The sequence below is a fragment of the Bradyrhizobium sp. CFUWI genome (assembly GCF_056429085.1).
In genome coordinates, this window is the sequence record NZ_JBWJZE010000013.1 from 73,348 (window position 1) to 96,963 (window position 23,616).

23 protein-coding genes are annotated in these 23,616 nt (G+C 64.5%); 13 read left to right on the forward strand and 10 right to left on the reverse strand.

The window, feature by feature from the left end; genetic code table 11:
* The first annotated feature begins 36 nt into the window (after positions 1 to 36).
* A complete protein-coding gene (locus AC066S_RS26110; protein ID WP_478270975.1) occupies positions 37 to 1,683 on the forward strand; it encodes an ABC transporter permease in 1,647 nt (548 codons plus the stop codon).
* A gap of 249 nt (positions 1,684 to 1,932) precedes the next feature.
* Here AC066S_RS26110 and AC066S_RS26115 read toward each other — a convergent pair whose 3' ends face one another.
* Together AC066S_RS26115 and AC066S_RS26120 are read right to left on the reverse strand one after the other, a co-directional pair.
* Positions 1,933 to 2,583, reverse strand: a complete 651-nt coding sequence (locus AC066S_RS26115; protein WP_128917807.1) for a 3-oxoacid CoA-transferase subunit B — start codon at positions 2,581 to 2,583, stop codon at positions 1,933 to 1,935.
* Between the two features lie 18 nt (positions 2,584 to 2,601).
* On the reverse strand, positions 2,602 to 3,309 hold the full coding sequence (locus AC066S_RS26120) for a CoA transferase subunit A (protein WP_011089830.1): 708 nt from the start codon (positions 3,307 to 3,309) through the stop codon (positions 2,602 to 2,604).
* Between the two features lie 286 nt (positions 3,310 to 3,595).
* Here AC066S_RS26120 and AC066S_RS26125 point away from each other — a divergent pair, with 286 nt between their 5' ends.
* The 4 genes from AC066S_RS26125 to AC066S_RS26140 all read left to right on the forward strand — a co-directional run bounded on the left by AC066S_RS26125 (position 3,596) and on the right by AC066S_RS26140 (position 8,898).
* A complete protein-coding gene (locus AC066S_RS26125; RefSeq protein ID WP_126259017.1) occupies positions 3,596 to 5,488 on the forward strand; it encodes an AsmA family protein in 1,893 nt (630 codons plus the stop codon).
* Positions 5,489 to 5,698: 210 nt separating this feature from the next.
* Entirely contained in the window at positions 5,699 to 7,084 is a 1,386-nt protein-coding gene (locus AC066S_RS26130) for an ABC transporter substrate-binding protein (protein WP_126258816.1), read from the forward strand.
* 93 nt (positions 7,085 to 7,177) lie between these two features.
* On the forward strand, positions 7,178 to 8,050 hold the full coding sequence (locus AC066S_RS26135) for a carbohydrate ABC transporter permease (RefSeq protein ID WP_035998764.1): 873 nt from the start codon (positions 7,178 to 7,180) through the stop codon (positions 8,048 to 8,050).
* Positions 8,047 to 8,898, forward strand: a complete 852-nt coding sequence (locus AC066S_RS26140) for a carbohydrate ABC transporter permease (RefSeq protein ID WP_126258815.1) — start codon at positions 8,047 to 8,049, stop codon at positions 8,896 to 8,898. The genes AC066S_RS26135 and AC066S_RS26140 overlap by 4 nt, the downstream gene beginning before the upstream one ends.
* A gap of 103 nt (positions 8,899 to 9,001) precedes the next feature.
* Here AC066S_RS26140 and AC066S_RS26145 read toward each other — a convergent pair whose 3' ends face one another.
* The 5 genes from AC066S_RS26145 to AC066S_RS26165 form a co-directional block, all read right to left on the reverse strand.
* The gene (locus AC066S_RS26145) at positions 9,002 to 9,814 is read right to left on the reverse strand and encodes an ABC transporter permease (RefSeq protein ID WP_478271025.1); all 813 of its coding nucleotides are present in this window, start codon (positions 9,812 to 9,814) and stop codon (positions 9,002 to 9,004) included.
* Between the two features lie 4 nt (positions 9,815 to 9,818).
* Positions 9,819 to 10,733 (reverse strand): ABC transporter permease, encoded by a 915-nt coding sequence (locus tag AC066S_RS26150; protein WP_126258814.1) that lies wholly within the window; start codon positions 10,731 to 10,733, stop codon positions 9,819 to 9,821.
* Positions 10,730 to 11,899 (reverse strand): ABC transporter ATP-binding protein, encoded by a 1,170-nt coding sequence (locus tag AC066S_RS26155; protein ID WP_478270976.1) that lies wholly within the window; start codon positions 11,897 to 11,899, stop codon positions 10,730 to 10,732. Before AC066S_RS26155 ends, AC066S_RS26150 begins: the two co-directional genes overlap by 4 nt.
* A 52-nt stretch (positions 11,900 to 11,951) precedes the next feature.
* Positions 11,952 to 13,430, reverse strand: a complete 1,479-nt coding sequence (locus AC066S_RS26160; protein ID WP_478270977.1) for a glycerol-3-phosphate dehydrogenase — start codon at positions 13,428 to 13,430, stop codon at positions 11,952 to 11,954.
* A 142-nt stretch (positions 13,431 to 13,572) separates the two neighbouring features.
* Positions 13,573 to 16,260, reverse strand: coding sequence for a sensor domain-containing protein (locus AC066S_RS26165; protein ID WP_478270978.1), 2,688 nt, complete (start codon positions 16,258 to 16,260; stop codon positions 13,573 to 13,575).
* A gap of 202 nt (positions 16,261 to 16,462) precedes the next feature.
* Between AC066S_RS26165 and AC066S_RS26170 the strand changes: the two genes are divergently transcribed.
* Complete coding sequence (locus AC066S_RS26170; protein WP_478270979.1) at positions 16,463 to 17,566, forward strand: NAD(P)/FAD-dependent oxidoreductase; 1,104 nt, start codon at positions 16,463 to 16,465, stop codon at positions 17,564 to 17,566.
* Between the two features lie 127 nt (positions 17,567 to 17,693).
* On the opposite strand, the gene AC066S_RS26175 is transcribed toward AC066S_RS26170, so the two are convergent.
* Positions 17,694 to 17,873 carry a YdcH family protein gene (locus AC066S_RS26175; RefSeq protein WP_028138361.1) on the reverse strand — a complete coding sequence of 60 codons (180 nt, stop codon included), beginning with the start codon at positions 17,871 to 17,873 and terminating at the stop codon, positions 17,694 to 17,696.
* Positions 17,874 to 18,203: 330 nt separating this feature from the next.
* Here AC066S_RS26175 and AC066S_RS26180 point away from each other — a divergent pair, with 330 nt between their 5' ends.
* The 3 genes from AC066S_RS26180 to AC066S_RS26190 all read left to right on the forward strand — a co-directional run bounded on the left by AC066S_RS26180 (position 18,204) and on the right by AC066S_RS26190 (position 19,013).
* Positions 18,204 to 18,410, forward strand: a complete 207-nt coding sequence (locus AC066S_RS26180) for a YdcH family protein (RefSeq protein WP_008546179.1) — start codon at positions 18,204 to 18,206, stop codon at positions 18,408 to 18,410.
* A 111-nt stretch (positions 18,411 to 18,521) separates the two neighbouring features.
* Positions 18,522 to 18,740: a hypothetical protein gene (locus AC066S_RS26185; protein WP_135170770.1), complete on the forward strand. Its 219-nt coding sequence runs from the start codon at positions 18,522 to 18,524 to the stop codon at positions 18,738 to 18,740.
* A gap of 21 nt (positions 18,741 to 18,761) precedes the next feature.
* Positions 18,762 to 19,013, forward strand: coding sequence for a hypothetical protein (locus AC066S_RS26190; RefSeq protein WP_126258809.1), 252 nt, complete (start codon positions 18,762 to 18,764; stop codon positions 19,011 to 19,013).
* 3 nt (positions 19,014 to 19,016) lie between these two features.
* Here AC066S_RS26190 and AC066S_RS26195 read toward each other — a convergent pair whose 3' ends face one another.
* Positions 19,017 to 19,730: a GGDEF domain-containing protein gene (locus AC066S_RS26195; protein WP_164718748.1), complete on the reverse strand. Its 714-nt coding sequence runs from the start codon at positions 19,728 to 19,730 to the stop codon at positions 19,017 to 19,019.
* Positions 19,731 to 19,871: 141 nt separating this feature from the next.
* Here AC066S_RS26195 and purE point away from each other — a divergent pair, with 141 nt between their 5' ends.
* On the forward strand, positions 19,872 to 20,360 hold the full coding sequence (gene purE / locus AC066S_RS26200; RefSeq protein ID WP_126258807.1) for a 5-(carboxyamino)imidazole ribonucleotide mutase: 489 nt from the start codon (positions 19,872 to 19,874) through the stop codon (positions 20,358 to 20,360).
* Complete coding sequence (locus AC066S_RS26205) at positions 20,357 to 21,463, forward strand: 5-(carboxyamino)imidazole ribonucleotide synthase (RefSeq protein WP_126258806.1); 1,107 nt, start codon at positions 20,357 to 20,359, stop codon at positions 21,461 to 21,463. The genes purE and AC066S_RS26205 overlap by 4 nt, the downstream gene beginning before the upstream one ends.
* Before the next feature lie 95 nt (positions 21,464 to 21,558).
* On the opposite strand, the gene aqpZ is transcribed toward AC066S_RS26205, so the two are convergent.
* Positions 21,559 to 22,281: an aquaporin Z gene (aqpZ, locus tag AC066S_RS26210; RefSeq protein ID WP_126258805.1), complete on the reverse strand. Its 723-nt coding sequence runs from the start codon at positions 22,279 to 22,281 to the stop codon at positions 21,559 to 21,561.
* A gap of 259 nt (positions 22,282 to 22,540) precedes the next feature.
* Between aqpZ and rpsU the strand changes: the two genes are divergently transcribed.
* Both rpsU and AC066S_RS26220 read left to right on the forward strand, forming a co-directional pair.
* Entirely contained in the window at positions 22,541 to 22,837 is a 297-nt protein-coding gene (rpsU, locus tag AC066S_RS26215; RefSeq protein ID WP_008546194.1) for a 30S ribosomal protein S21, read from the forward strand.
* A gap of 125 nt (positions 22,838 to 22,962) precedes the next feature.
* Positions 22,963 to 23,610, forward strand: a complete 648-nt coding sequence (locus tag AC066S_RS26220; RefSeq protein ID WP_478270980.1) for a tetratricopeptide repeat protein — start codon at positions 22,963 to 22,965, stop codon at positions 23,608 to 23,610.
* The last annotated feature ends 6 nt before the right edge of the window (positions 23,611 to 23,616 follow it).

Sequence of the window (23,616 nt, forward strand, 5' to 3'; positions counted from 1 at the left end):
CTCAAGCTGGCAGAAGATACGGGCGCACGGCCTCGTTTGAGAGGCCGCGCCCACGCCGGGCGCGCCGCGACCGCAATCGCGATCGCAACCGCGATCCTGGTCGCGGCGCCCGTGATCTCGATCGTTTCGCTGGCTTTGCAGCCGGCGCCCGATGTGTGGCACGACCTGATCAACTACGTGCTGCCGGCCGCCCTCCTGGACACAGCCCTCCTGCTCGTCGGGGTCGGCGCGCTCACACTTCTGATCGGCGCCGGCACTGCATGGGTGATATCGCGCCACGATTTTCCCGGCCGAGGCATTCTGCTGTGGCTGATGCCGCTGCCGCTGGCGATTCCCACCTATCTTGCGGCTTACGTCTATGCCGACCTGTTCGAACCGCTCGGCCTGATGCATCGCACCCTGGCGATCTGGCTGCCGCTGCACGATGCCCTCGGCCATCTGCCCAACCTGCGCTCGCTGCCCGGCGCCATCTTCGTGATCGGGCTCGTGCTCTATCCTTACGTCTATCTGTCGGCGCGCGCGACGTTTCAGGTTCAGTCTGCCGAATTCGCCGAGGCGGCTACGACGCTGGGGGCCGGCCGATGGACTGTTTTCTGGCGCGTTTCACTGCCGATGGCGCGGCCGGCGCTCGCGGTCGGCGTGGCGCTGGTCGCGCTGGAAACGCTCAACGACATCGGCGCCAGCGAGTATCTCGGCATCCGCACGCTGACGGTCTCGATCTTCACCACCTGGCTCAACCGCGGCAGCCTTGCCGGTGCGGCGCAACTCGCATGCCTGATGCTTGCGATCGTCGCCGGCCTGATCGCGATGGAGCGTTACGGCCGTCGCAACGCCAACGCCGAATTCTCGGCCGAAAGCCCGCATGTGAGGCAGCGAACCCCGCTTTCGGGCGCAAGAGCATGGATCGCGTTCGCGGTCTGCGTGCTGCCGGTGCTGATCGGCTTCGTCGTGCCGCTGTTCTATCTGGCGCATCAGGCTCTCGGTCGCGGACTGCTTGCAAACTTCGACCCGCTCCTGTGGCGCCACACCTTCCATTCGTTTGCCTATGCAGCGCTCGCGACGCTCATCGCGCTGATGCTTGCGCTCGCCACGACGATCGCGCACCGCTTTCGGCCGGACCCTCTGCGATATCTGGCGATGAGCATCGCGCAGACCGGCTACGCGCTGCCGGGTCTCGTGATTGCCCTTGGTCTGCTGACCCCCGTACTGGCGGTCGACAACGCGCTGAGTGCGGTCGCTGCCTGGACGGGACGTTCGCTACCCGGGCTGATCCTGGTCGGCTCGGGGACGGCCGTCGTCATCGCCTACACGATTCGTTTTCTGGCCGTGCCGGTCGGCATGATCAAGGCCGGGTTCGACAGCATTCCGCGCGACTATGACGAGAGCGCGCGCTCGGTCGGCGCGGGCCAGGCGATCATGTTGAGCCAGATCTATCTGCCGTTGCTCCGGCCCGCGATGCTTGGCGCCGTCATCATCATGTTCGTCGACTGCCTGAAGGAGCTCCCGGCAACGCTGCTCCTGCGGCCTCTCAACGTCGAAACGCTAGCGACATCGGTCTACCAGTTCGCAAGCCGCGGCAATTTCGAGGACGGCGCGCTCGCGGCCCTCCTGATCATCGCCGCCAGCATCGGTCCGGTGGTCTGGTTGACCCGGTTCTCCGAGGTGCCGAGCGGCCCCGCTTGAGGGCATGCCCGTCGGGGGAGGCCGTGCGAGCTGGCTGTCGCGCAAGAGCGGCAAGACCTACCGCCCGCCGAGGGACGAATTGGAGCAAGGCGCCGCTGCAGCACACGCCGTCATTGCGAGCGCAGCGAAGCAATCCAGAACCTTTCCGCGGAGGGAGTCTGGATTGCTTCGCTGCGCTCGCAATGACGCTGTTGAGAGAGCTGCGCTCTACAAACTCAACCGCCATCACCGACTTGATCGGGCGATCGCTTACGTGTTCTTCAACGCCACGCGGAATTCGGCTTCGGTCTTGGCCTTGACCTCGTCGAGCGAAACGCCGTCGGCGAGCTCGATCAGCGCCATGCCGCCATTGCCGTGCTTGTCGATGGTGAAGACGGCGAGATCCGTGACGACCATGTCGACCACGCGCTCGCCGGTCAGCGGCAAATTGCACTTCTTCAGCAGCTTCGGGCCGTCCTTGGCCGAATGCTCCATCACCACGACGACGCGCTTGACTCCGGCGACGAGGTCCATCGCCCCGCCCATGCCCTTGACCATCTTGCCGGGGATCATCCAGTTGGCGAGATCGCCGTTCTGGGCCACCTGCATGGCGCCGAGGATCGACAGGTCCATGTGGCCGCCGCGGATCATGCCGAAGGAATCCGCGCTCGAGAAATACGAGGTCGACGGCAGCTCGCTCACCGTCTGCTTGCCGGCGTTGATGAGATCGGCATCCACCTCGTCCTCATAGGGGAACGGTCCCATGCCGAGCATGCCGTTTTCGCTCTGCAGGCTGACGTCGACGCCATCCGGAATGTAGTTCGAGACCAGCGTCGGGATGCCGATGCCGAGATTGACGTAATAGCCGTCGCGCAATTCCTTCGCGGCGCGCGCGGCCATCTGTTCACGGGTCCAGGCCATGTGAGTCTCCTGATACGCCTAGGCGGCGGTGCGCGGGCGGGTGTTGCGGAATTCGATGCGCTTCTTGGCCGTGCCGACCTCGACGATGCGCTTCACGAAGATGCCGGGCGTGTGGATGTGGTCGGGATTTAGTTCACCGGCCGGAACCAGATGCTCGACCTCGGCCACCGTGATCTTGGCGGCGGTCGCCATCATCGGGTTAAAGTTGCGCGCGGTCTTGCGGTAGATGAGATTGCCGGCGGTGTCGCCCTTCCAGGCATGCACGATGGCGAGGTCGGCGAACAGGCCGCGTTCCATCAGATATTTCTCGCCGTCGAACTCCTTCACTTCCTTGCCTTCGGCGATCAGCGTGCCGACGCCGGTCTTGGTGTAGAAGGCCGGAATGCCGGCGCCGCCGGCGCGGATGCGCTCGGCGAGCGTGCCTTGCGGATTGAATTCGAGTTCCAGCTCGCCGGCGAGGAATTGCTGGGCGAACAGCTTGTTCTCGCCGACATAGGACGAGATCATCTTCTTGATCTGGCGCGTTTCCAGCAGGCGGCTCAGCCCGATGCCGTCGACGCCGGCATTGTTGGAGACCACCGTCAGGCCCTTGACGCCGGACTCGCGGATCGCATCCGACAGCTCCTCGGCGATGCCACAGAGGCCGAAACCTCCCGACATGATCATCATGTTGTCTTTTAAGATGCCGTCGAGAGCCGACTTGGCGTCGGGATAGACCTTGTTCATACAAATTACCTTCGACTGAACCTTCGGTTTGGAGGCGACGCGCCGTATTGGCGGCGATTATTAGGCGAAATCCTCCAAAGCCGTCAATGATACGGGGTTCTCCGCACCGCGTCCGGGTGATAGAAGCTGCCCACGCCGTGGGCAGAACCGTCCACGGCCTTGAAAGCGACAAGAAAACCCATCAAGTTGCGGGACTTAACATAATAGGGCTTGGGCGCGGCCACGCAGGTTTCCCGACCGCCCTTCCGGCTCCAACGACCAACCCGATCAGGACACGCCATTGACCATGGCCCAAGGAATGAAGCGCCTCGGGACGCCGATCGCGGCGCTGCTCGGCGTGGCGCTCATCGCCCTGATCGCGACCTCCTGGCTCATCAACCGCGACGCGCTGCGCAAGGCGGTCGAAGCGCAGATCCGCGACGTCACCGGGCTCGAGCTCAACGTCGCGGGCAGCATCGACATCTCGGTGCTGCCGGCGAGCTACATTTCCTTCCACGACGTCGGCCTCAAGGGCGGCGGCACCAGCGATTCCGCGCTCCACGTCGACGTGCTCACCGCCAATCTGCGGCTGCTGCCGCTCCTGCTGCGGCGGTTCGAGATCGCCGACCTGACGCTGCTGCGGCCGCGCATCCATGTCAGCCTGAAGCCGGACGGTGAGAGCAACTGGACGCCCTTCATCCAGACCATCGCGCGCACCATGAAGCCCGGGGCGGAGAATCAGGTCTCGTTCTCCGAAATCCGGATCCAGGATGGCGTGCTCGACTACGAGGACGCAGCCACCCGCGCCACCGAGCAGCTCGGCGACATCGACCTGTCGCTGGCTTGGCCCTCGATCTCGCGCTCCTTCGCCGCGACGGGACAGTTCGACTGGCGCGGCGAGCGCGTCGACGGCTCGATCAGCTTTTCCGATTTCGTCGCCGCTCTCTCCGGCGAGCGATCGGGTCTGAAGGCGCGGATCGCCAGCGCGCCGCTCAAGCTCGCCTTCGACGGCAGCGTCGCCAACCGCACCAGCCCGATGATGGAGGGTACGCTGACGATCGACAGCCCCTCCTTGCGCAACGCGTTGCGCTGGACCGGGCAGCCGCAGCCCGCCAGCGGCGGCTTCGGCCGCTTCGCGCTGAAGGCGCGCGCCAACGTCGTCGGCGCCTCGATCGCGCTCACCAATGTCAATGTCGAGCTCGACGGCAACGCCGCCGAGGGCGTCATGACCTACGCCAACAACGGCCGGCAGACGCTGCAGGCGACGCTTGCCGCCGACGCGCTCGACTTCACGCCCTATATCTCCACCTTCCGCCTGCTGGCGAGCGGGGCGCGCGACTGGAACAGGCAGCTGTTCGATCTCCAGGGATTGTCGACCACCGACCTCGACATGCGCCTGTCGGCGGCAAGGCTGACGGTCGGGCCGACCAAGCTCGGCCGCACCGCGATCGGCGCCAATTTGCGCAACGGCACGCTGGCGCTCTCGGTCGGCGAGGCGCAGGTCTATGGCGGGATCGCGAAGGGCTCGTTCGGCATCGCGCGCTCCGACACCGTCGCCGACATCAAGGCGCAATTCCAGTTCACGGATGTGGATTTGCAGGCTTGCGCAACGGAGCTGTTCGGCCTCAACAAGCTATCCGGCCGCGGCAACATCAACGTCTCGCTGTTCGCCTCCGGCTCGAGCCCGTTCGGCCTCGTGCAGTCACTCGACGGCAGCGCCACCATCACCGGGCATGACGGCGCGATCTCGGGCTTCAATGCCGAGCAGCTCCTGAAGCGCCTGGAACGGCGGCCGCTGTCGGGCGGCGGCAATTTCCGCAACGGTTCGACGCCGTATAACAATCTCACCATCGCGGTGAAATTCTCCGACGGGATCGCCACCGCCGAGGACATCCGAATCGAAGGGCCGGCGGCGAAGATCACGCTGACCGGCACCGCCTCGGTGCCGACGCGCGAATACGACATGAAGGGCGTGGCGAGCCTCAATACGACGTCCGGCTTTCAATTGCCCTTCATGGTGCAGGGCCCCTGGGACGATCCGCTGATCTTCCCCGACCCCGAAAGCCTGATCCGGCAGTCGCCCGCGGCGTCCCCCTTCCTCGATCTCCTGAAGCAGCGCATCACCGGGGGCGGCAAGCGCCCCGCGCAGGACGGATCGCCGACGGCGGACAATGCCAAGGAGAATGCGAAGTCCAACTGAGGATCGCGCGATTCTCTGCCGCTGTTCGACCGTCGCGAATTGATCGGGGCGAATTGATGCGGCGATTGGATCGATGCACGCGTTAAGCACCTCCACCAGCCTCTGTTCTCACGACCTAGGTCTGACAACATGCCGCTAGATCGGATTACCGCCATGCGCTAGTGTTTTATACGACCGGTTAAAAACACCGGCCGTTTGAGGGAGAAAAACGTGAAATCCAAGGTTATTGGCGCAATATCACTGGCGGTCGCTGCGGTTGGGCTGTTTGCCGCCACTGCACCCGCATTTGCGCAACAGAAGACGATCACGGTCTGGTGGGTCAAAGGCTTTTACAAGTCCGAGGACGAAGCGCTCGCCGAGACGATCAAGAAGTTTGAAGCCAAGACCGGCATCAAGGTCGAATTGTCGCAGTACGCGATCCAGGACATGATTCCGAAGACCGTCGCAGCGCTCGATGCCGGCACCGTGCCCGACGTCGCCTATTCCGACAGCTACGACGTGCAAGTGCAGGGCAAGTGGGCCTATGAGGGCAAGCTCGAGGACCTCACCGACGTCATGGACCCGATCAAGGGCCGGTTCGTGCAGAACACGCTGGACGCCTCGATCCTGTACAACGACGTCGCCAAGAAGAAGGCCTATTACGGCTTCCCGCTGAAGCAGCAGAGCATGCACGTCCAGATCTGGAACGACATGCTGGAGAAAGCCGGCTTCAAGCAGAGTGACATCCCGAACGACTGGACCGGCTACTGGAGCTTCTGGTGCGACAAGGTGCAGCCGGCGATCCGTAAGGCCACAGGCCAGCGGATCTATGCCGTCGGCCAGCCAATGGGCGTGGAATCCACCGACTCCTTCCAATCGTTCTACACCTTCATGGACGCCTACCACGTCAAGCTGGTCGACGACGACGGCAAGCTGCTGGTCGACGACCCCAAGGTCCGCGACGGCCTGATCAAGGCGCTGAAGGACTACACCGACACCTACATCAAGGGCTGCGCTCCGCCCTCCGCGACCACCTGGAAGGACCCGGACAACAACGTCGCCTTCCACAACAAGACGATCGTGATGACTCACAACTTCACGATCTCAATCGCGGCGAAGTGGTACGAGGAGTCACAGAATCAGAACCTCACGCCGGAACAGCGCGAGGCCGGCAAGAAGGCTTATGAGCAGGACATCGTCACGGCGTCCTTCCCCAAGGCTCCCGATGGTTCGACCATCAAGTATCGCTCCGACGTCAAGACGGGTCTGATCTTCACCGCGGCCAAGAACAAGGCCGAGGGCAAGCAGTTCCTCAGCTTCCTGCTGCAGGAAGAGAACATCCGCCCCTACATCGAGGGCGCGCTCGGCCGCTGGTTCCCGGTGACGAAGGAAAGCCAGGAAAGCCCGTTCTGGCAGGCTGACAAGCACCGCAAGGCCGTCTACACGCAGTTCAAGGGTGGCACCTCTCAGTTCGACTTTACCAGGAACTGGAAGTTCACCATTCTGAACAACGAGAACGTGTGGGCGAAGGCGATGAACCGCGTCGTCAGCGAGAAGATTCCGGTCGACAAGGCCGTCGACGAGCTGATCGCCCGCATCAAGCAGGTCGCGGGCTAAGTCGTCCGCCCCTTCTCTCCGCGTTGAGGCGGAGAGTGCAACAACACACCGGCCGCGTCTCGCGGCCGGCTTCTCTTTGAAGAGTCCGAAAGAATGGCGATCACGCTCTCTGGCGATCAGGCAATACCCGGCCCGCCCCTGTCGTCGCGGCTGACCCCGGCGCAGGTCTGGGGCATCCTCCTGCTAACACCCTATCTGCTCGTCTTCCTTGCCTTCGTCGTCTATCCCGTCTGCTACGGGCTCTGGCTGGCTCGCGATCCGGCGAACTATGTGGCGCTGTATCACGACCCGATCTTCGCGCGCGCTGCAATCAACACGCTGATCTTCCTGGTCGTCGGCATCAACATCAAGATGATGATTGCGCTGTTCCTGTCCGGCTTCTTCGCCCAGCAGCGCACCTGGATCAGATGGCTCTCGGTGATCTTCATCCTGCCCTGGGCGGTGCCGTCGATCCCGACCATCCTGTCGGTGCGCTTCATGCTCAATCCCGAATGGGGCATGGTCAACCATTTCATCTTCTCATTGACCGGCGATGACGGCCCGAACTGGCTGAACGATCCGACCGTCGCGCTCTGCATGGCAATCGCCGTGCACATCTGGAAGTCGCTGCCGTTCTGGACGCTGATCCTGATCACCGGGCGCCTTGCGATCTCGCACGATCTGTTCGAAGCCGCGGAGGTCGACGGCGCCAGCTGGTGGCAGAAATTCCGCTACATCACCTGGCCCTCGATGCAGACGCTCTACGTCACTTGCACGCTGCTTTCGATGATCTGGACGCTGGGCGATTTCAACAGCGTCTACCTGCTCACCGGCGGCGGACCTGCCGACCTCACGCACGTGCTGGCGACGCTCGGTATTCGCTATCTCCGGCTCGACCAGCTCTCGCTCGCGATGGCATCCATCGTCTGCGCGATGCCGTTCGTGCTGCCGCTCGTTTACTTCATGATGAAACGGTTGTCGCGATGAAGCTTCCTTCTCTCCGTGACGTCGCGACGGAAGCGCGGCTGCTGCTGATCGGCATTCCCGTCTTCCTGTGGACGATGATCCCGATCTACCACATGTTCCTGTTCGCGATCTCTCCGAAGGAGGACGCGTTCTCGGGCAAGCTGTGGCCGGACCATCCGACGCTGCACAACTTCGAGATCGTGTTCAAGCAGCAGCACTATTTCCTGCGCGACTTCTACGCCCAGTTCTGGAATTCGGTGGTGATCGCGGCATCCGTCGGCGTGCTGACGCTGTTCATCGCGACTGCGGCGGCGTTTTCGATCTCGCGGCTGAAGGTGCCGGGCGGCCGGGTGGTGCTGAACCTCGCGCTCTTCACCTATTTCATTCCGGCCGCGTTCCTCGCCGTGCCGATGTACCGGACCATGGGCAATTACGGCCTGCTCAACAATCACTGGTCGCTGATCCTGGCGATGGTGACGATCGCCTCGCCTTACGCGATCTGGGTGCTCAAGCAGGCCTCCGACAAGCTGCCGGTCGAGCTCGACGAGGCCGCGGTGATGGACGGCGCGACGACGCTGCAGATCTTCCGCCTGGTCTATTTGCCGCTGATGATGCCCTCGCTGGTCGCGATCGGCACCTATGCGGTGCTGCTGGCCTGGAACGAATATCTCTACGCGTTCCTGCTGCTCTCCAACGACCGCGAGATCACCCTGCCCGTCGCGCTCGGCAATTTCCTCGCCGCCGACGATTCGCCTTGGGAGCTGCTGATGACCACCGGCTTCATCTATGCACTACCGCCGGCCGCGGTGTACTACGCCTTCCGCCGCTACATGGTGGGCGGACTGACGGCGGGTGCGGTGAAGTCGTAAGCCCCCTTCGTCATTGCGAGCGCAGCGAAGCAATCCAGGATCTTTCTGCGGAGAGACTCTGGATTGCTTCGTCGCAAGGGCTCCTCGCAATGACAGCCCGATCCTACAGCGGCGCTGCGCTCTCGCCCCGCGAGCTCGACAATTTTGAAGCCAGCGAGGCGATGACGATGACGACCGCGATCAGGGCGATCACCAGCGTGCAGATAGCGTTGATCTCCGGCTTCACCCCCAAACGCACCTCCGAATAGATCCGGATCGGCAGCGTCGCCGAGCCGGGACCGGTGGTGAAGCTTGCGATCACGAGATCGTCCAGCGACAGCGTGAAGGCGAGCATCCAGCCGGCGACGATCGCGGGCGCGATCAGCGGCAGCGTCACGGACACGAACGCGCGGACCGGGTCGCAGCCGAGGTCCATCGCGGCCTCCTCCAGCGAACGGTCGAGCGAGCCGAGCCGCGACTGCACCACCACGGCGACGAAGCACATCGTCAGCGTGGTATGGGCGATGGTCACGGTCCAGAAGCCGCGCTCGGCGTTGAGCGCCACGAACAGCAGCAGCAGCGACAATCCCGTGATCACCTCGGGCATCACCAGCGGCGCATAGAGCATGCCGGAGAACAGCGTGCGGCCGCGGAACCGCTCGCCGCGCGACAATGCGACCGCGGCGAGCGTGCCGAGCAGCGTGGCAATGGTCGCGGAGGAGACCGCGACCCGCAGGCTCATCCAGGCCGCCTCGATCATGGCGCGGTCGTTGAAGAACTCGTGATACCAGCGCAGCGACCAGCCGCCCCAGACCGTCACCAGACGCGAGGCGTTGAAGGAATAGATGACGAGGATGAGGATCGGCAGATAAAGGAACGCCAGTCCCAGCGCCAGCGAGGCGACGTTGAAGCGGGACAGGCGGGAGGCCTTGCGCATCATCTCAGCGCCCCTGTTCCAGCTGCCGCTTCTGCAGGCGCTCATACAGCAACAGCGGCACCAGCAGCACGGCCAGCAGCATGATGGCGGCGGCAGAGGCGACCGGCCAATCCTTGTTGGTGAAGAATTCGAGCCACAGGGTCTGGCCGATCATCAGCGAATTGGAGCCGGCCAGAAGATCCGGAATGACGAACTCGCCGACGATGGGGATGAAGCACAAGAGCACACCGGCGCCGACGCCGGGCAGCGACAGCGGAAACGTGACCAGCCAGAACACCTGCCAGGGCGGTGCCCCAAGATCGGCGGCTGCCTCCTCCAGCGCCGGCTCCATCTTGGCGAGCGTGGCGTAGAGCGGCAGGATCATGAACGGCAAGTAGGAATAGACGATGCCGATATACATCGCGCTGTCGGTGGAGAGCCAGACCACGGGCTGGCTGACCAGGTGCAGCGCCAGCAGGATCTGGTTGAGCAGGCCGTCGTGCTGGAGGATGTTGATCCAGGCATAGATGCGGATCAGGAACGAGGTCCAGAACGGCACGATCACCAGCACCATCGCCACCGCCTGCCAGCGCTTCGGCAGCCGCGCCATGCCATAGGCGATGGGATAGCCGATCAGGAGCAGAAGCGCGGTCGCCGTGACGGCGACGGTGAGGCTGCGCAGATAGGCGAACATGTAGATGTCGTCGGAGGCGAGCAGCCTGAAATTATCGAACGACAGCGCGGCCAGGGCCGCCTTGAGTGCGTCCCACCCCGCCGTCAGATCGAACACCGGCTCGTAGGGCGGCTGCGCGATCGCCGTCTGCGACAGGCTGATCTTCAGCACGAAGGCGAACGGCACCAGGAAGAACAGCACCATCCAGACATAGGGAGCGATCGCGGCGAAGCGCGCTGGGCGCGCGAAGATGCGGCGGGCGCTCATGATTGCAGCACCACGCAATCGTCGGGCGTGAACCAGGCGACCACATGCTGGTTCAGGCTGTAGGCATCGACGTCGATGCGCGCATTGTTGGCGACGGACGCCTGCACCGTTCCGCCGGCGTCGAGCTTCACCTTGTAGGTCGTGGTGCCGCCGAGATAGCAGATGTCGGCGATCACGCCATCGAGCCGGTTGATCGCCGTCTCACGGCCGGCCTCGCTCACCGGGCCGTGCCGCGACAGCTTGACCTTCTCAGGACGGATCGCGACCGCCAATCTTCCCGCGCCGACCGGCTCACGCGGCTCGGCTACCACCAGCGCCCCCGCATCGCGCGTGCCGATGATCAGACGATGACCGTCGCGCAATTTGGACTCGCCGTCGAACAGATTGACGTCGCCGACGAACTCCGCGATCCAGCGCGAGCGCGGCGCCTCGTAGAGCTGGCGCGGGCTCGCGACCTGCGCGAGCTTGCCTGATTTCATCACGCCGATCCGGCTCGCCATCGTCATCGCCTCCTCCTGGTCGTGGGTGACGACGATGAAGGTCATGCCGAGCCGGCGCTGCAGCGCCATCAGCTCGCCTTGCGTGCTCTCGCGCAGCTTCTTGTCGAGCGCCGCGAGCGGCTCGTCGAGCAGCAGCAATTGCGGACGGCGGGCCAGCGCGCGGGCCAGCGCCACGCGCTGGCGCTGGCCCCCGGAGAGCTGGTCCGGCTTGCGCTTCTCGAGCCCTTCGAGCTTCACCAATGCGACCATCTCGGTCACACGGGTGGCGATGTCGCCGCGCGCCATCCCGGCGCGCTTCAGGCCGAAGGCGATGTTGTCGCGCACCGACAGATGCGGAAACAGCGCGTAGTTCTGGAACATCATGTTGATCGGCCGCTCATGCGGCAACGCCTGCGCGATGTCCTTGTCCCCGAGCAGGATTCGCCCCTCGTCCGGCGCCTCGAAGCCGGCGAGCATGCGCAACAGCGTGGTCTTGCCGCAGCCGCTGGGCCCAAGCAGCGCGAAGAACTCGCCGGCCTTGATGTCGAGCGAGACGCCATCCACGGCGCGGAACGTCCCAAAGCTCTTGGCGACGGCCTCGATGCGCAGCAGCGGCTGGCCTGCTGCGACCGCGTCTCCATCGGCCGCACCCGTCGCGCCGTGCGTTTTCGGCAATTCGTCCGTCATGTTTCCTGCCAACCCCGATTCCGCCGCACGCTAGCGTTCGATCGGCTTTTGCTCAACCGGGTCGGGGTGGATCGTTCACACCCGCCATGAACGCGGCCAGCGCCTCACGATCCGCGGCCGGCATGGTCAGGCCGAGCTTGGACCGGCGCCACAGGACATCATCCGGAAAGCGCGCCCATTCGCGGGTCATGAGATAGCGCACCTCTGCCCCGGTAAGCTCGGGCCCGAAGGCGGGCCCGAGCTCGCCGCGGGTCTTGGCCTCCCCCAGCACGACGGCCAAGCGTGAGCCATAGGCGGCGACGAGGCGCTGGGCCTGCGCTTCGGAGAGAAAGCGCCAGCGATCGCGCGCAAGGTCGACTTCGGTGTCGAAACGGTCCCAGGCGAAATCGCCCCCGGGCAGCGCTGCCCCCGCAGTCCAGGGTGGTGACATCGGATAGAACGGCGTCAGCTTCGTCACCGCCCGCTCGGCGCGCAGACGCGAGGTGGTGACGTCGCCGCCGAACATCGTGATCAGCGGCGCCTTGCGCCGGCGCGCGTGGAACAAAGTCGTGCCATGACCTCGCCGTGCGGACGCCGGCACCAGATTGACCCCGGAGACCGTCCGGACCACATCGGCCGGGGCGACGCGCTCGCGGAAATAGCGGCTGACCGCCTTGCAGAGATAGCTGACATCGGCCCCCCGCATCGCGACGATGGCGGGATCGCCGGTAAACTCGTTCGTGACAGTGCCGATCAGCGTGAACTCCCGCTCGAAAGGGGAGGCGAAGATCAGGCGTCCGTCGCTGTTCTGGAAGACGTAGACGTTGTCGGAATCGAACAGCCTGGGCACGATGATCTGGCTCATCTGTATGGGCGCTGCGGCGGGTTGCGGCAGGCGCAGCACCGTCTCCGCGACCGTCGACGCCCACGCCCCGCTGGTGTTGGCCAGCGCCCGGGCCGTGATGGTGCGGCGATGGCCGCGATCGACCACCGCGAGCCGCCAGATGTCGGTTCGATCGGCACGCACGCAGCGCGCGCCGGTCCGGACCGCAGCGCCGCGTTCGGCCGCGTCCAGCGCCGTGAGCACCACCAGGCGGGAATCGTCGACGACGCAGTCCGAATATTCAAAGGCCGTGCCGAACGGGCGCTTCAGCGCGTTGCCGACCGGATGATGCGTGATGTCGATGGAAGCTGATGGCGGCAGGCCGCTTGGGCTGGAGAGCCTGTCATAGAGCAACAGGCCGGCGCGCAGCAGCCACGGCGGACGCGCGTCGGAATGCGCGGGGATCACAAAGCGCATCGGCCGGACCAGATGCGGCGCGATGGCGAGCCAGATCCGGCGCTCGGCCAGCGCCCGACGAACCCGGCAGAACCCGCGCCGCTCCAGCACCGACAGATCGCCGTGGATCAGCCGGGGTGTCGCCGAGGACGCCGCGCCACCGAGATCGCCCTGCTCGAACAGGACGACCCGCAGACCGCGGCCGGCCGCATCGCGCGCGAGGCTGACACCGTTCAGACCGCCGCCGATGATCGCAAGGTCGTAATCCGCCATGAGGCCGTCGAGAAGGAGCGAAGCGCCCCATCATCTCTAGAACGATTTCCGTTCCGATGAAATCAGAACGGAAATGGCTCCAAATTCCTATTTCGACGCGTTTTCTTGACGCGAACCGGTGTCCACTTCGCTCGAAAACGCTCTAGCCGGTCTCGAGCGCAAGCTCCATGACCTCTGCGCGACCGACCAGACCGGCATATTTGCCGATCGGCAACGGCTTGCCGAGGAGATAGCCTTGCACGCCGTCGCAGCCCTCCTTGGCGAGGAAGGCGAGCTGCTCGATCGTCTCGACACCCTCGGCGATGATCGACATGTCGAGGCCGTGGCCGAGATCGATCACCGCACGGACGATCGCAGCCGATTGCGGGTTGCGGCCGAGATTGATGATGAAGGCGCGGTCGATCTTGATCTTGTCGAACGGGAACGCCTGGAGATAGCTCAGCGAGGAATATCCGCTGCCGAAATCGTCCATGGAGATGCGCACGCCCAGCGCCTTGAGGCGTCGCAGCAGCGCGAGACCCCGGTCGAAATCTTCGATCAGCACGCCCTCGGTGATCTCAAGCTCGAGCCGGCCGGGCGCAAGGCCGGTCTCGATCAGGATCGAATGGACGAGGCCAACCACGTCGCCGTGCATGAACTGCGCCGGCGACAGATTGACCGCGACCTGAAGCGGTTTCGGCCAGGACGCCGCCTCGCGGCAAGTCTCGCGCAGGATCCACTCGCCCATTTCGACGATCAGGCCGCTTTCCTCCGCGATCGGGATGAATTCGGCCGGCGAGACCTGGCCGCGCACCGGATGCTGCCAGCGCGCCAATGCCTCGAAGCCGATGATCTCGCTCTCGGCGACGCTGCCGCCCGCGGCCCCCTGCGGCTGGAAGGCAAGCGAGAGCTCGCCGTTCTTGATCGCCATCGACAAGTCCTGATGCAGCACGCGGCGATCGCGGATCTGCTGGTCCATCTCCGGCTGGTAGAGGCTGATCGTGCCGCGGGACTTCTGCTTGGCGCGGAACAGCGCCGCACCGGCATTGGCAAGCAGCGAGGCGCCGTCGGTGCCATTGTGCGGGAAGACCGCCATGCCGGTGGTGGCGCCGGCGCGGACCGCCCGGCCGTCGATCTGGAATTCCTTCGCGACGGCTTCGCCGAGGTGCCGCGCCAGCGCAAGGCCGGAATCCGGCTGCTTGCCGTCGATGATGAGGCCGAATTCGTCCCCGGAGAGGCGCGCGACCACGCCGCCGCGAGCGGAGTCCTGAAGCCGCTGGGCCACCTCGATCAGGAGCTTGTCGCCGAGTGCGTGGCCGAAGACGTCGTTGACCTCCTTGAGACCGTCGAGGTCGACGCAGAGCACGGCGAACTCCTCGTCGGTACCCTCGCAGGCCTCGATCATCTGGGTCAGCGCCTGAAGGAAGGCCGCCCGGTTCGGCAGGTCGGTGAGGCCGTCGTGATAGGCCATGTGCGCCATGCGCGACTCGGTCTGCCGGCGGTCGGTGACGTCCTCGTGGGTCTTGATCAGATATTGCGGCTCGCCGGTGTCGCCGAGCACGGTGGCGCGGCGGGTCAGGAACAGCCGCAGGCCGTCCTTGGTGGAGATCGGATGCTCCTCGGTGATCATCCCGCGTTTCTTGATCGCGGCCTCGTCGCGCGCGATGATCAGCTTGGCTTCCTTGGGGTTGAAGATGTCGGACGCCGTCAGGCCCGTGGCTTCCTCGCGCCGGCGATTGAGGATCGTCTCCGCGCTGCGGTTGGCGAGCAGATAGCGGCCATCCTTGACCTGCTCGACGATCAGCGCCACCGGGATGTTGTCGACCACCAGTTCGAGGAACTTCTTGGTGCTCTCCAGCTCCTTCGACAGCGAGCGGCGGTCGGTGATGTCCTCGAACACGAGCATCAGGAATTCAGGCTTGTTGCTCTCGTTGCGGACCACGATCCGGATCGAGGCGACCATGCGCCGCTCGCCGCCCCGGTCGACCTCGAATTCGTTGCGGAACTGGCCGTCCGGCGAATCGAGTGCTGCCCGGTCGGTCGCCTCGATGCTGTCCGCCGAAGCGGATTCGAACAGCTCTCGCGCGTTCTTGCCGACGACGTGGTCGCGCGAGAAGCCCCAGAACCGCTCATAGGCGCGGTTGGCGAAGATATAGCGGCCGTCCTCGATGTTCTTCGCGGCCACACAGGCCGGAACGTTGTCGAGCAACGTTTCGAGAAACTGCTTGGTCGAGGCGAGCTGCCGCGACAGCTTGCGCTGCTCGCTGACGTCGAGATGCGTTGCCACCGAGCCGCCGTTCGGCAGCACGAAATATTTCACCAGGATGGCCCGACCGTCCGGAAGTTCGGTGATCAGGCCATTGGTGCTGGCCGCCTTCTCATAGAACTCGTCGTCGGAGGCGCCGCCGAGCACCCCGCGCTTGCGTCGCAGGTCGAGCAGCTCATAGCCGTTCATGTTAGGCCAGATATCCGAGCGCGTCAGGCCGTAGATCTCGAGATAGCGGTCGTTGCAGAAGATGATGCGGCGCTGCGCATCCGTCATCACCACGCCCTGATTGAGATTGTTCATGGCGGAGGAGACGAAGGCGTTGCGCCGCAGCTGCAAACGTCTGGTCCGGCGCAGCGAGGAATGAATCCACAGCGATATCGCGGCAAGGAAGGCGCAGACGACGATGCCTGCGATCAGGGCTTCCCAGACCACGTTGGGGTCGAGCTGACCAAGATAGCTCGGCGCGGCAAAGCCGTCCGACAGCGCAAGGGCGCGCGCGGGCGCAACCGTGCCGGCGAGGCACACAACGGCCTGCACAGCAATCGGAAGCGTGCTGCCCTCGTGCCAGTTCTTCTCAGCCATCAGCCACCCGCGATTTCAACGTCGGATTGTCTGGCTTCACGGGTTTGGATCGGGTAAACGCCTGTAAGCGCAACAGAAAAATGTGACGTGAAATACGGCAATTGGCCTGACATGATAAATTCTTCCTTAACGGAAAACGGCCCCGCGCCATTCGCTCCAGGTCTGACGCCACCGGCGCTCCCAGCGGACATGCTGCACAACCATGGATAGCGTCGATTGCGTCGTCATCGGAGCCGGCGTGGTCGGGCTCGCGGTGGCCCGAAGGCTGGCGCAGGCCGGGCGCGAGGTCATCGTGCTCGAGGAGGCCGAGGCGATCGGCACCATCACCTCCTCGCGCAACAGTGAGGTGATCCATGCCGGCATCTACTACCGCGCCGGGAGCTGGATGGCGCGCATGTGCGTCGCCGGCAAGCACGCGCTCTACCGCTACTGTGCCGAGCGCGGCATCCCGCACAAGAATTGCGGCAAGCTGATCGTCGCGACCAGCCCACAGGAGACCGCGAAGCTGCAATCGATCAAGGCGCATGCCGAGGCCAATGGCGTGCTCGACATGCAGCTGCTCGCGGGCGAGGCGGCACGCGCGCTGGAGCCGGCGCTGGCCTGCGACGCCGCGCTGCTGTCGCCCTCAACAGGCATCATCGACAGCCACGCCTACATGCTGTCGCTGCGCGGCGAAGCCGAGGAAGCCGGCGCGGCCTTCGCGTTCCGCACCCCGCTGATCCGCGCCAAGGCGGCCGGCGGCGTCATCGAGATCGAGGCCGGGGGCGCGGCGCCGATGACGCTGCAATGCAGCCTGCTCGTCAACGCCGCGGGGCTGTCGGCGACGATGGTGGCGCGCAATATCGACGGCATGCCGCTGGACCGCATTCCGCCGGCCTATCTCGCCAAGGGAAATTACTTCAGCTGCAATGCCAAGGCGCCGTTCTCGCGCCTGATCTACCCGGTGCCCGAACCCGGCGGTTTGGGGGTGCACCTGACGCTGGACATGGCCGGCCAGGCGCGCTTCGGGCCTGACGTCGAATGGATCGAGACGATCGATTACGAGGTCGATCCGTCACGCGCCGAGCGCTTCTATCCGGCGATCCGCAAATATTGGCCGGCGCTGCCCGACGGCGCGTTGATGCCGAGCTATTCAGGCATCCGGCCGAAGATCGTACCGCCCGCGGTGGCCACGCAGGACTTCCTGATGCAGGGTCCGCGCGATCACGGCGTCGCAGGCCTTGTGAATTTGTTCGGGATCGAGTCCCCTGGACTGACGTCATCGCTCGCGATCGCAGATCACGTCGCCGAGCTCGCAGAGGTCTAGAGCGCAGACAGGTCCAAGCATCGCGCAAGCACGTTGTGCGATGCTTCCCTTGCAGCAGGGACGAGCGCAATAACTCTCATCCCTGCATAAGGAAGGTACGATCAACTCTACGCTGTTATGGGGGTTACTAGTGGAGCGTGTCGCCGTGCTTCAGACGCTCGATCTGGTCCTTGACCATCAACTTCCGGCGCTTCAACTCAACAATTTGCAGGTCGTCTGTTGAAAGGTGCACGAGAGCGTCGTGCAATTCGTTTTCGAGAAGTTTGTGCTTCCGTTCCAATTCAACGAGATGTGCCTGAATTGTCATTCGAAACCTCCTCGGTAGGGTTGAACCTCAGGATTCGATCCGGACAACGAAGTCTACATCACCGATTCGTTCTGTCGATGGGTATCCGTCATTGCAGCTTCATTTTTGAAAATTCATATGTAACGAAGCGTGAGTAAAGGAACCGCGCCGGAAAAATCCGTGATATCAATGCGCTTGCACGGTCGCTCGGCGCCCCCGCAGAAATATGTTGCGGGAGATCGGCGAGCAAGGAGCGCAGATCGCTTGCGATCACGCCGCGCAAGGACGATAATTTCCACAGGGCATCCACAGCCTTAGTCTCACGCCTATCGGTTTTCGGCCACCGCAGACATGACCAATGAAGACGAGCGTGAGCTCGAAGCCGAGCTCACCCGGTTGCAGCAGGAACACCGAGATCTCGATGCGGCGATCGATGCATTGCATCAATCGCCCGCCCCCGACCTGTTGCGGTTGCAGCGGCTGAAGAAACGCAAGCTGTTGTTGCGCGACCGCATCGCGTTCATCGAAGACCAGATCACGCCCGACATCATCGCCTGATCCACAGACTGCGCGACAAGCCCACCTGGTATCGAATCCGCTTGACTCGAAAAGAACAAAATAAGAACATTGGGGTGCCCAACGCCCCCAGGAACGCCCGAGGAAACGCAGATGTCGACAGCCGCCCTTCTCGACAACAGCCACTATGAACAGGCCTGCGACCAGGCCATCGCGATGTGCGACGGCAATCTGCGCAGCACGATCAAGGCGCTGATCATGGCCAACGAATATCTGGAGGCCGAACTGGAGGAATTGCAGGCGGCAATCTCCGCCGGCTGCATCCCCGAAACCTCGCACAGCAAGATGCGGAGCAAGAGCAGCGCCGCCTGAGTTCAACTTTGGAGCAACGCCATGTCGGACGTGACCTATTACGTTGCAATGCCCTTCTTGATCGATGCCGACGGCTCGCCTGTCGCAGGTGCAGCGGAAGAATGCCAGAGTTCGACGGCCGCGTTGCGGCGCGCCGAGGCCCTGTCGCATGGCGCAGGCCACATCGGTGCGGTCGCGTTCAGCCGCAGCGGCGATCCCATGACCGGCGAATTCGGGGACGCCACGCTGCTGCGCAAATTCGGCAACGTGCCGGAAGATCTCGCCACGTTGTAGGAATCAGCTGCTGACCAGCCTGATCCGCGGCTCGTGCCGCCGGTGGGCCTTGCGCACATACATCGCGGCATCCGCCTCCTCCAGGGCGCGGCCTGCATCGGATTGCGCCCCCAGCAGCGCAACACCGACGGAGGCACCCGCGGTCACGTGCTGGCCGCGAAAGACGAAAGACAATTCGTCGATCGCCTGTTCGAAGGCGGCGGCCTTCGCCTTGGCATCGGTCTCGCTCAGATTCCAGAGCAGCAGCGCGAACTCGTCGCCCCCAAGCCGGCCGACCACGTCGGAGGCACGGACCTGCCGCGTCAGTGTGGCGACAATCGCCTTGAGCACCTCGTCGCCGGCGGCATGACCGAACGAATCGTTGATCGGCTTCAGCCGATCGACGTCGAGCACGATCAGCGCCCCGCTGGCGCGGTAGCGCTTCATGTAGGCGACAGCGCGCGCGAGTTCGCGCTCGAAGCCGCGGCGGTTGGGAATCTCGAGCAGGAAATCGGTATCGGCCGCGGCTTCCAGCTCCGCGACCCGGCGCTGCGCCGCCTTGAGCTTGGTCCGCAAGTCCCGGATCGTCGCCCTGAGGGTCTCCTTGGCGCCATCATCGCCCGCCGCGGCGCGCCGCAGCGGCTTCGCCGGACGCTTCGGGGCGGCTTTGGAACGGCCGGCGCTGGTCCTCCGGCCCGCCTTGGCCTTCGCAGCACGCGCCCTTTTTGGTTTCTTCATGGGCATCCTGCTCAATGAAGGCTTGCGGGGATTCACCAAGACAGGATAGTGGATTCCCTTCTCCTTGCCACCGCCTTGCGAGCCGCCGGCCGGAACCGTTAATCTGGCCTATCCTTCTGTTTTTCGGGCACAATTAACGTCATGACCGCGCCGATCGCCATCATCATGGGAAGCCAGTCGGACTGGGACACGATGCGGCACGCCGCCGACACGCTCGCCGCGCTCGGCGTTGCAGCCGACAGCCGCATCATTTCGGCCCACCGCACCCCCGACCGGCTGTTTGCTTTCGCCAAGGGCGCCAAGGCCGCGGGGTACAAGGTCATCATCGCCGGCGCTGGAGGCGCTGCGCACCTGCCCGGCATGGCGGCGGCGCTGACCGAGCTGCCGGTGTTCGGCGTTCCCGTCGAATCCAAGTCGCTCAAGGGCCTCGATTCGCTCTATTCGATCGTCCAGATGCCCGCCGGCATCCCGGTCGGCACCCTCGCCATCGGCAAGGCCGGCGCGACCAACGCCGCGCTGCTGGCAGCATCCGTCCTGGCACTGTCCGACCCGGCCTTGTCCGACCGCCTCGCCGCCTGGCGCAAGGCTCAGACCGAGGCGGTCGCTGAGCGCCCGGAGGGCAAGGCGTGACTGACACCCGGCACGTGAAGCTGAAGCCCGGTGACACCATCGGAATCCTCGGCGGCGGACAATTGGGCCGGATGCTGGCGATGGCTGCGGCACGGCTCGGCCTGCGCTGCCAGGTGTTCTCGCCCGATCCGGACTCGCCGGCTTTCGACGTCGTCTTGAACGCGACCTGCGCCGAATATGCCGATGTCGAAGCGCTCGAACTGTTCGCGGGCGACGTCGACGTCATCACCTACGAATTCGAGAACGTCCCTTCGGCCGCTGCGATGGTGCTGGACGCACGCCGCCCGGTGCTGCCCAATCGCAAGATCCTCGAGACCACCCAGGACCGGCTTGCCGAAAAGGATTTTGTCACCCGCCTCGGGATCGGCACCGCAGCCTACGCCGACGTCACTTCCGTCGCCTCGTTGCGCGAGGCGATCGCCAGGATCGGCCTTCCGGCCGTGCTCAAGACCCGCCGCTTCGGTTATGACGGCAAGGGCCAGGCCATCATCCGCGAGGGCGACGACATCGCCAAGGTGTGGACCAGCCTCGCTACCAAATCGGCGATCCTGGAAGCCTTTGTGCCCTTTGAGCGCGAGATCTCCGTGATCGCCGCACGCTCGGTCACAGGCGAGGTCGAGTGTTTCGACGTCACCGAGAACGAGCACCGCGACCACATCCTGAAGATATCGCGCGCGCCGGCCCCGATCCCGGACACGCTCGCCGAGGAAGCGCGCAGCATTGCCGGAAAGATCGCGGGCGCGCTCGACTATGTCGGCGTGCTCGCTGTCGAGATGTTCGTGCTGGCCAATGGCACCGGACCGAAGGTGCTGGTCAACGAGATCGCCCCGCGCGTGCATAATTCCGGGCACTGGACGCTCGACGGCGCGTCCGTCTCGCAGTTCGAGCAGCACATCCGCGCCATCGCCGGCTGGCCGCTCGGCAAACCGGTGCGGCACGGCGAGGTCGTCACGATGACCAACCTGATCGGCGACGAGATCAACGACTACGAGAAATGGCTGGGCGTGCCTGGCGCGACCGTGCACATCTATGGCAAGGGGGCGCCGCGCCCGGGCCGCAAGATGGGCCACGTTACCGAAGTCAGGCCATCGCAAGGCAAGTGAGGGGACCGCAGCAATCGCTGCGATCCCGCTTGGCAATTTCCTTCTGACGCGTTCTCTTGACGCGAACCGGCATCCACTTCGCTCGAAAACGCTCTCTACGCCGTCTTCGCGCCCGCGACGACGCCTGCGGGCTCCTCGCTGAGCCAGCGATAGATCACCCCGCCCAGCGCGCCGCCGATCAGCGGTGCGACCCAGAACAGCCAAAGCTGCGCTGTCGCCCAGCCACCGACGAACAGCGCAGGACCCGTGCTGCGCGCCGGGTTCACCGACGTGTTGGTGACGGGAATGCTGACGAGATGGATCATCACCAGCGCGAGCCCGATCGCAAGCGGCGCAAAGCCCGCGGGCGCGCGGCCGTGGGTGGCGCCCATGATGATGAACAGGAACATCATGGTCATCACCACCTCGGTAAGGAAGCACACGATCATGCTGTACTGGCCGGGCGAATGCGCGTCAAAGCCGTTGGATGCGAAGCCCTTGCCGACGTCGAAGCCGGGAGCCCCGCTCGCGATGACATAGAGAAGCCATGCAGCCACGATCGCACCAGCCACCTGGGCAATCACATAGGGCAGGATCTGCCCGGCGGGAAAACGGCCGCCGGCTGCAAGACCGACGGTGACCGCCGGGTTGAGATGGCAACCCGAGATATGGCCGATCGCATAGGCCATGGTGACCACGCTGAGTCCGAACGCGAGGGAAACACCGACCAGGCCGATTCCGACCTGCGGAAAGCCGGCGGCGATCACCGCGCTCCCGCAGCCTGCGAATGTGAGCCAAAAGGTCCCGATGGCTTCTGCAGCGTATTTCTTGATATCCATGTGTAGTCCCCTGCTTGCAAGATTCCGGAACAAAGCTCCGGAAACGGCCCCATCATTGGCGTCAAATCTCCCAAATCAGGGCCGCACGGAGGTATTTTGCCTCATTTAATGGCTGAACTTGGCCCGAATCCCCGCTTGGCCGGTGGACATTGCAGGTTTTGTCTGATACATGGGCGCCCTCAAGGTTAAGGGCTTGCGCGTTTCGCCATCCCCTTCGTCTTACCAGAATTCAAATCCGATCCACTGAAGAGGATGCCGCGTGCAGGTTCTCGTTCGCGATAACAATGTCGATCAAGCCCTCAAGGCGCTGAAGAAGAAGATGCAGCGCGAGGGAATTTTCCGCGAGATGAAGCTCCGCGGTCACTACGAGAAGCCCTCCGAGAAGAAGGCCCGCGAAAAGGCTGAAGCCGTGCGCCGCGCGCGCAAGCTGGCCCGCAAGAAGCTGCAGCGCGAAGGCCTGCTGCCGATGAAGCCGAAGCCGGTGTTCGGCGCCGGCCCCGGCGGTGATCGCGGCGGCCGTGGCGGCCCGGGTGCAGGTCCGCGCGGACCGCGCTGATCTACCGGATCTTGCAAGACTTCAGTTTCCGATGACGCGGGCCCCTGGCCCGCGTTATTGTTTGTGAGCGGTGCCTTTCTGGGACGGGGCACTACCAGTGCGGCACGAGCGCGAGCGAACCGTAAATGGCCTCCCCTTTCCCCGAGCGCGGCTTGACGCGGCGACGCCGGATCTGGCAGCCGTTCGCGCTGGCTTTGATGGGGACTGCACTTTGCGGCTGCTCCTTCGATCTGGGATCGTTGATGCCGGAGAGGGACAAGCCGCAGGAGGCGCCCAAGGCGGCCATGCCCGCTGAGAGCGCGGTGAGCTCCGGCAACGTCACCGAAGCTCAGGCCCACACCGCAAAAGCCCAATCCCTGGCGAAGTCAGGCGAGACCGCGGCAGCGCTCGACGAGTTCAATCGCGCGGTCGGTCTCGACCCCTACAATGCGCAGGCGCTTTATGGCCGTGCCCTGATCTACCAGGCCAATCATCAGCACGACTTCGCGATCGCCGATTTCAGCGCCGCGAGCGGACTCAACCCTCAGAAGGTCGAACCACTGCTCGGCCGCGCCACCAGCTATCTCGCGCTCGGCAAGATCAAGGAGGCCGCAGCCGACCTGGATGAGGCCTCCGAGGCGGATCCGCACAACGCGCAGGTCTGGACTACGCGCGGACAGGCCTATGAACGGCTGGGCGACAAGGCCAAGGCGGCGGCATCCTACACCAGGGCCGTCTCGCTTCGTCCACGCGACGACACCGCACGCAGCGGCCTCGCCCGCGTCGGCGGCTGACGGCTT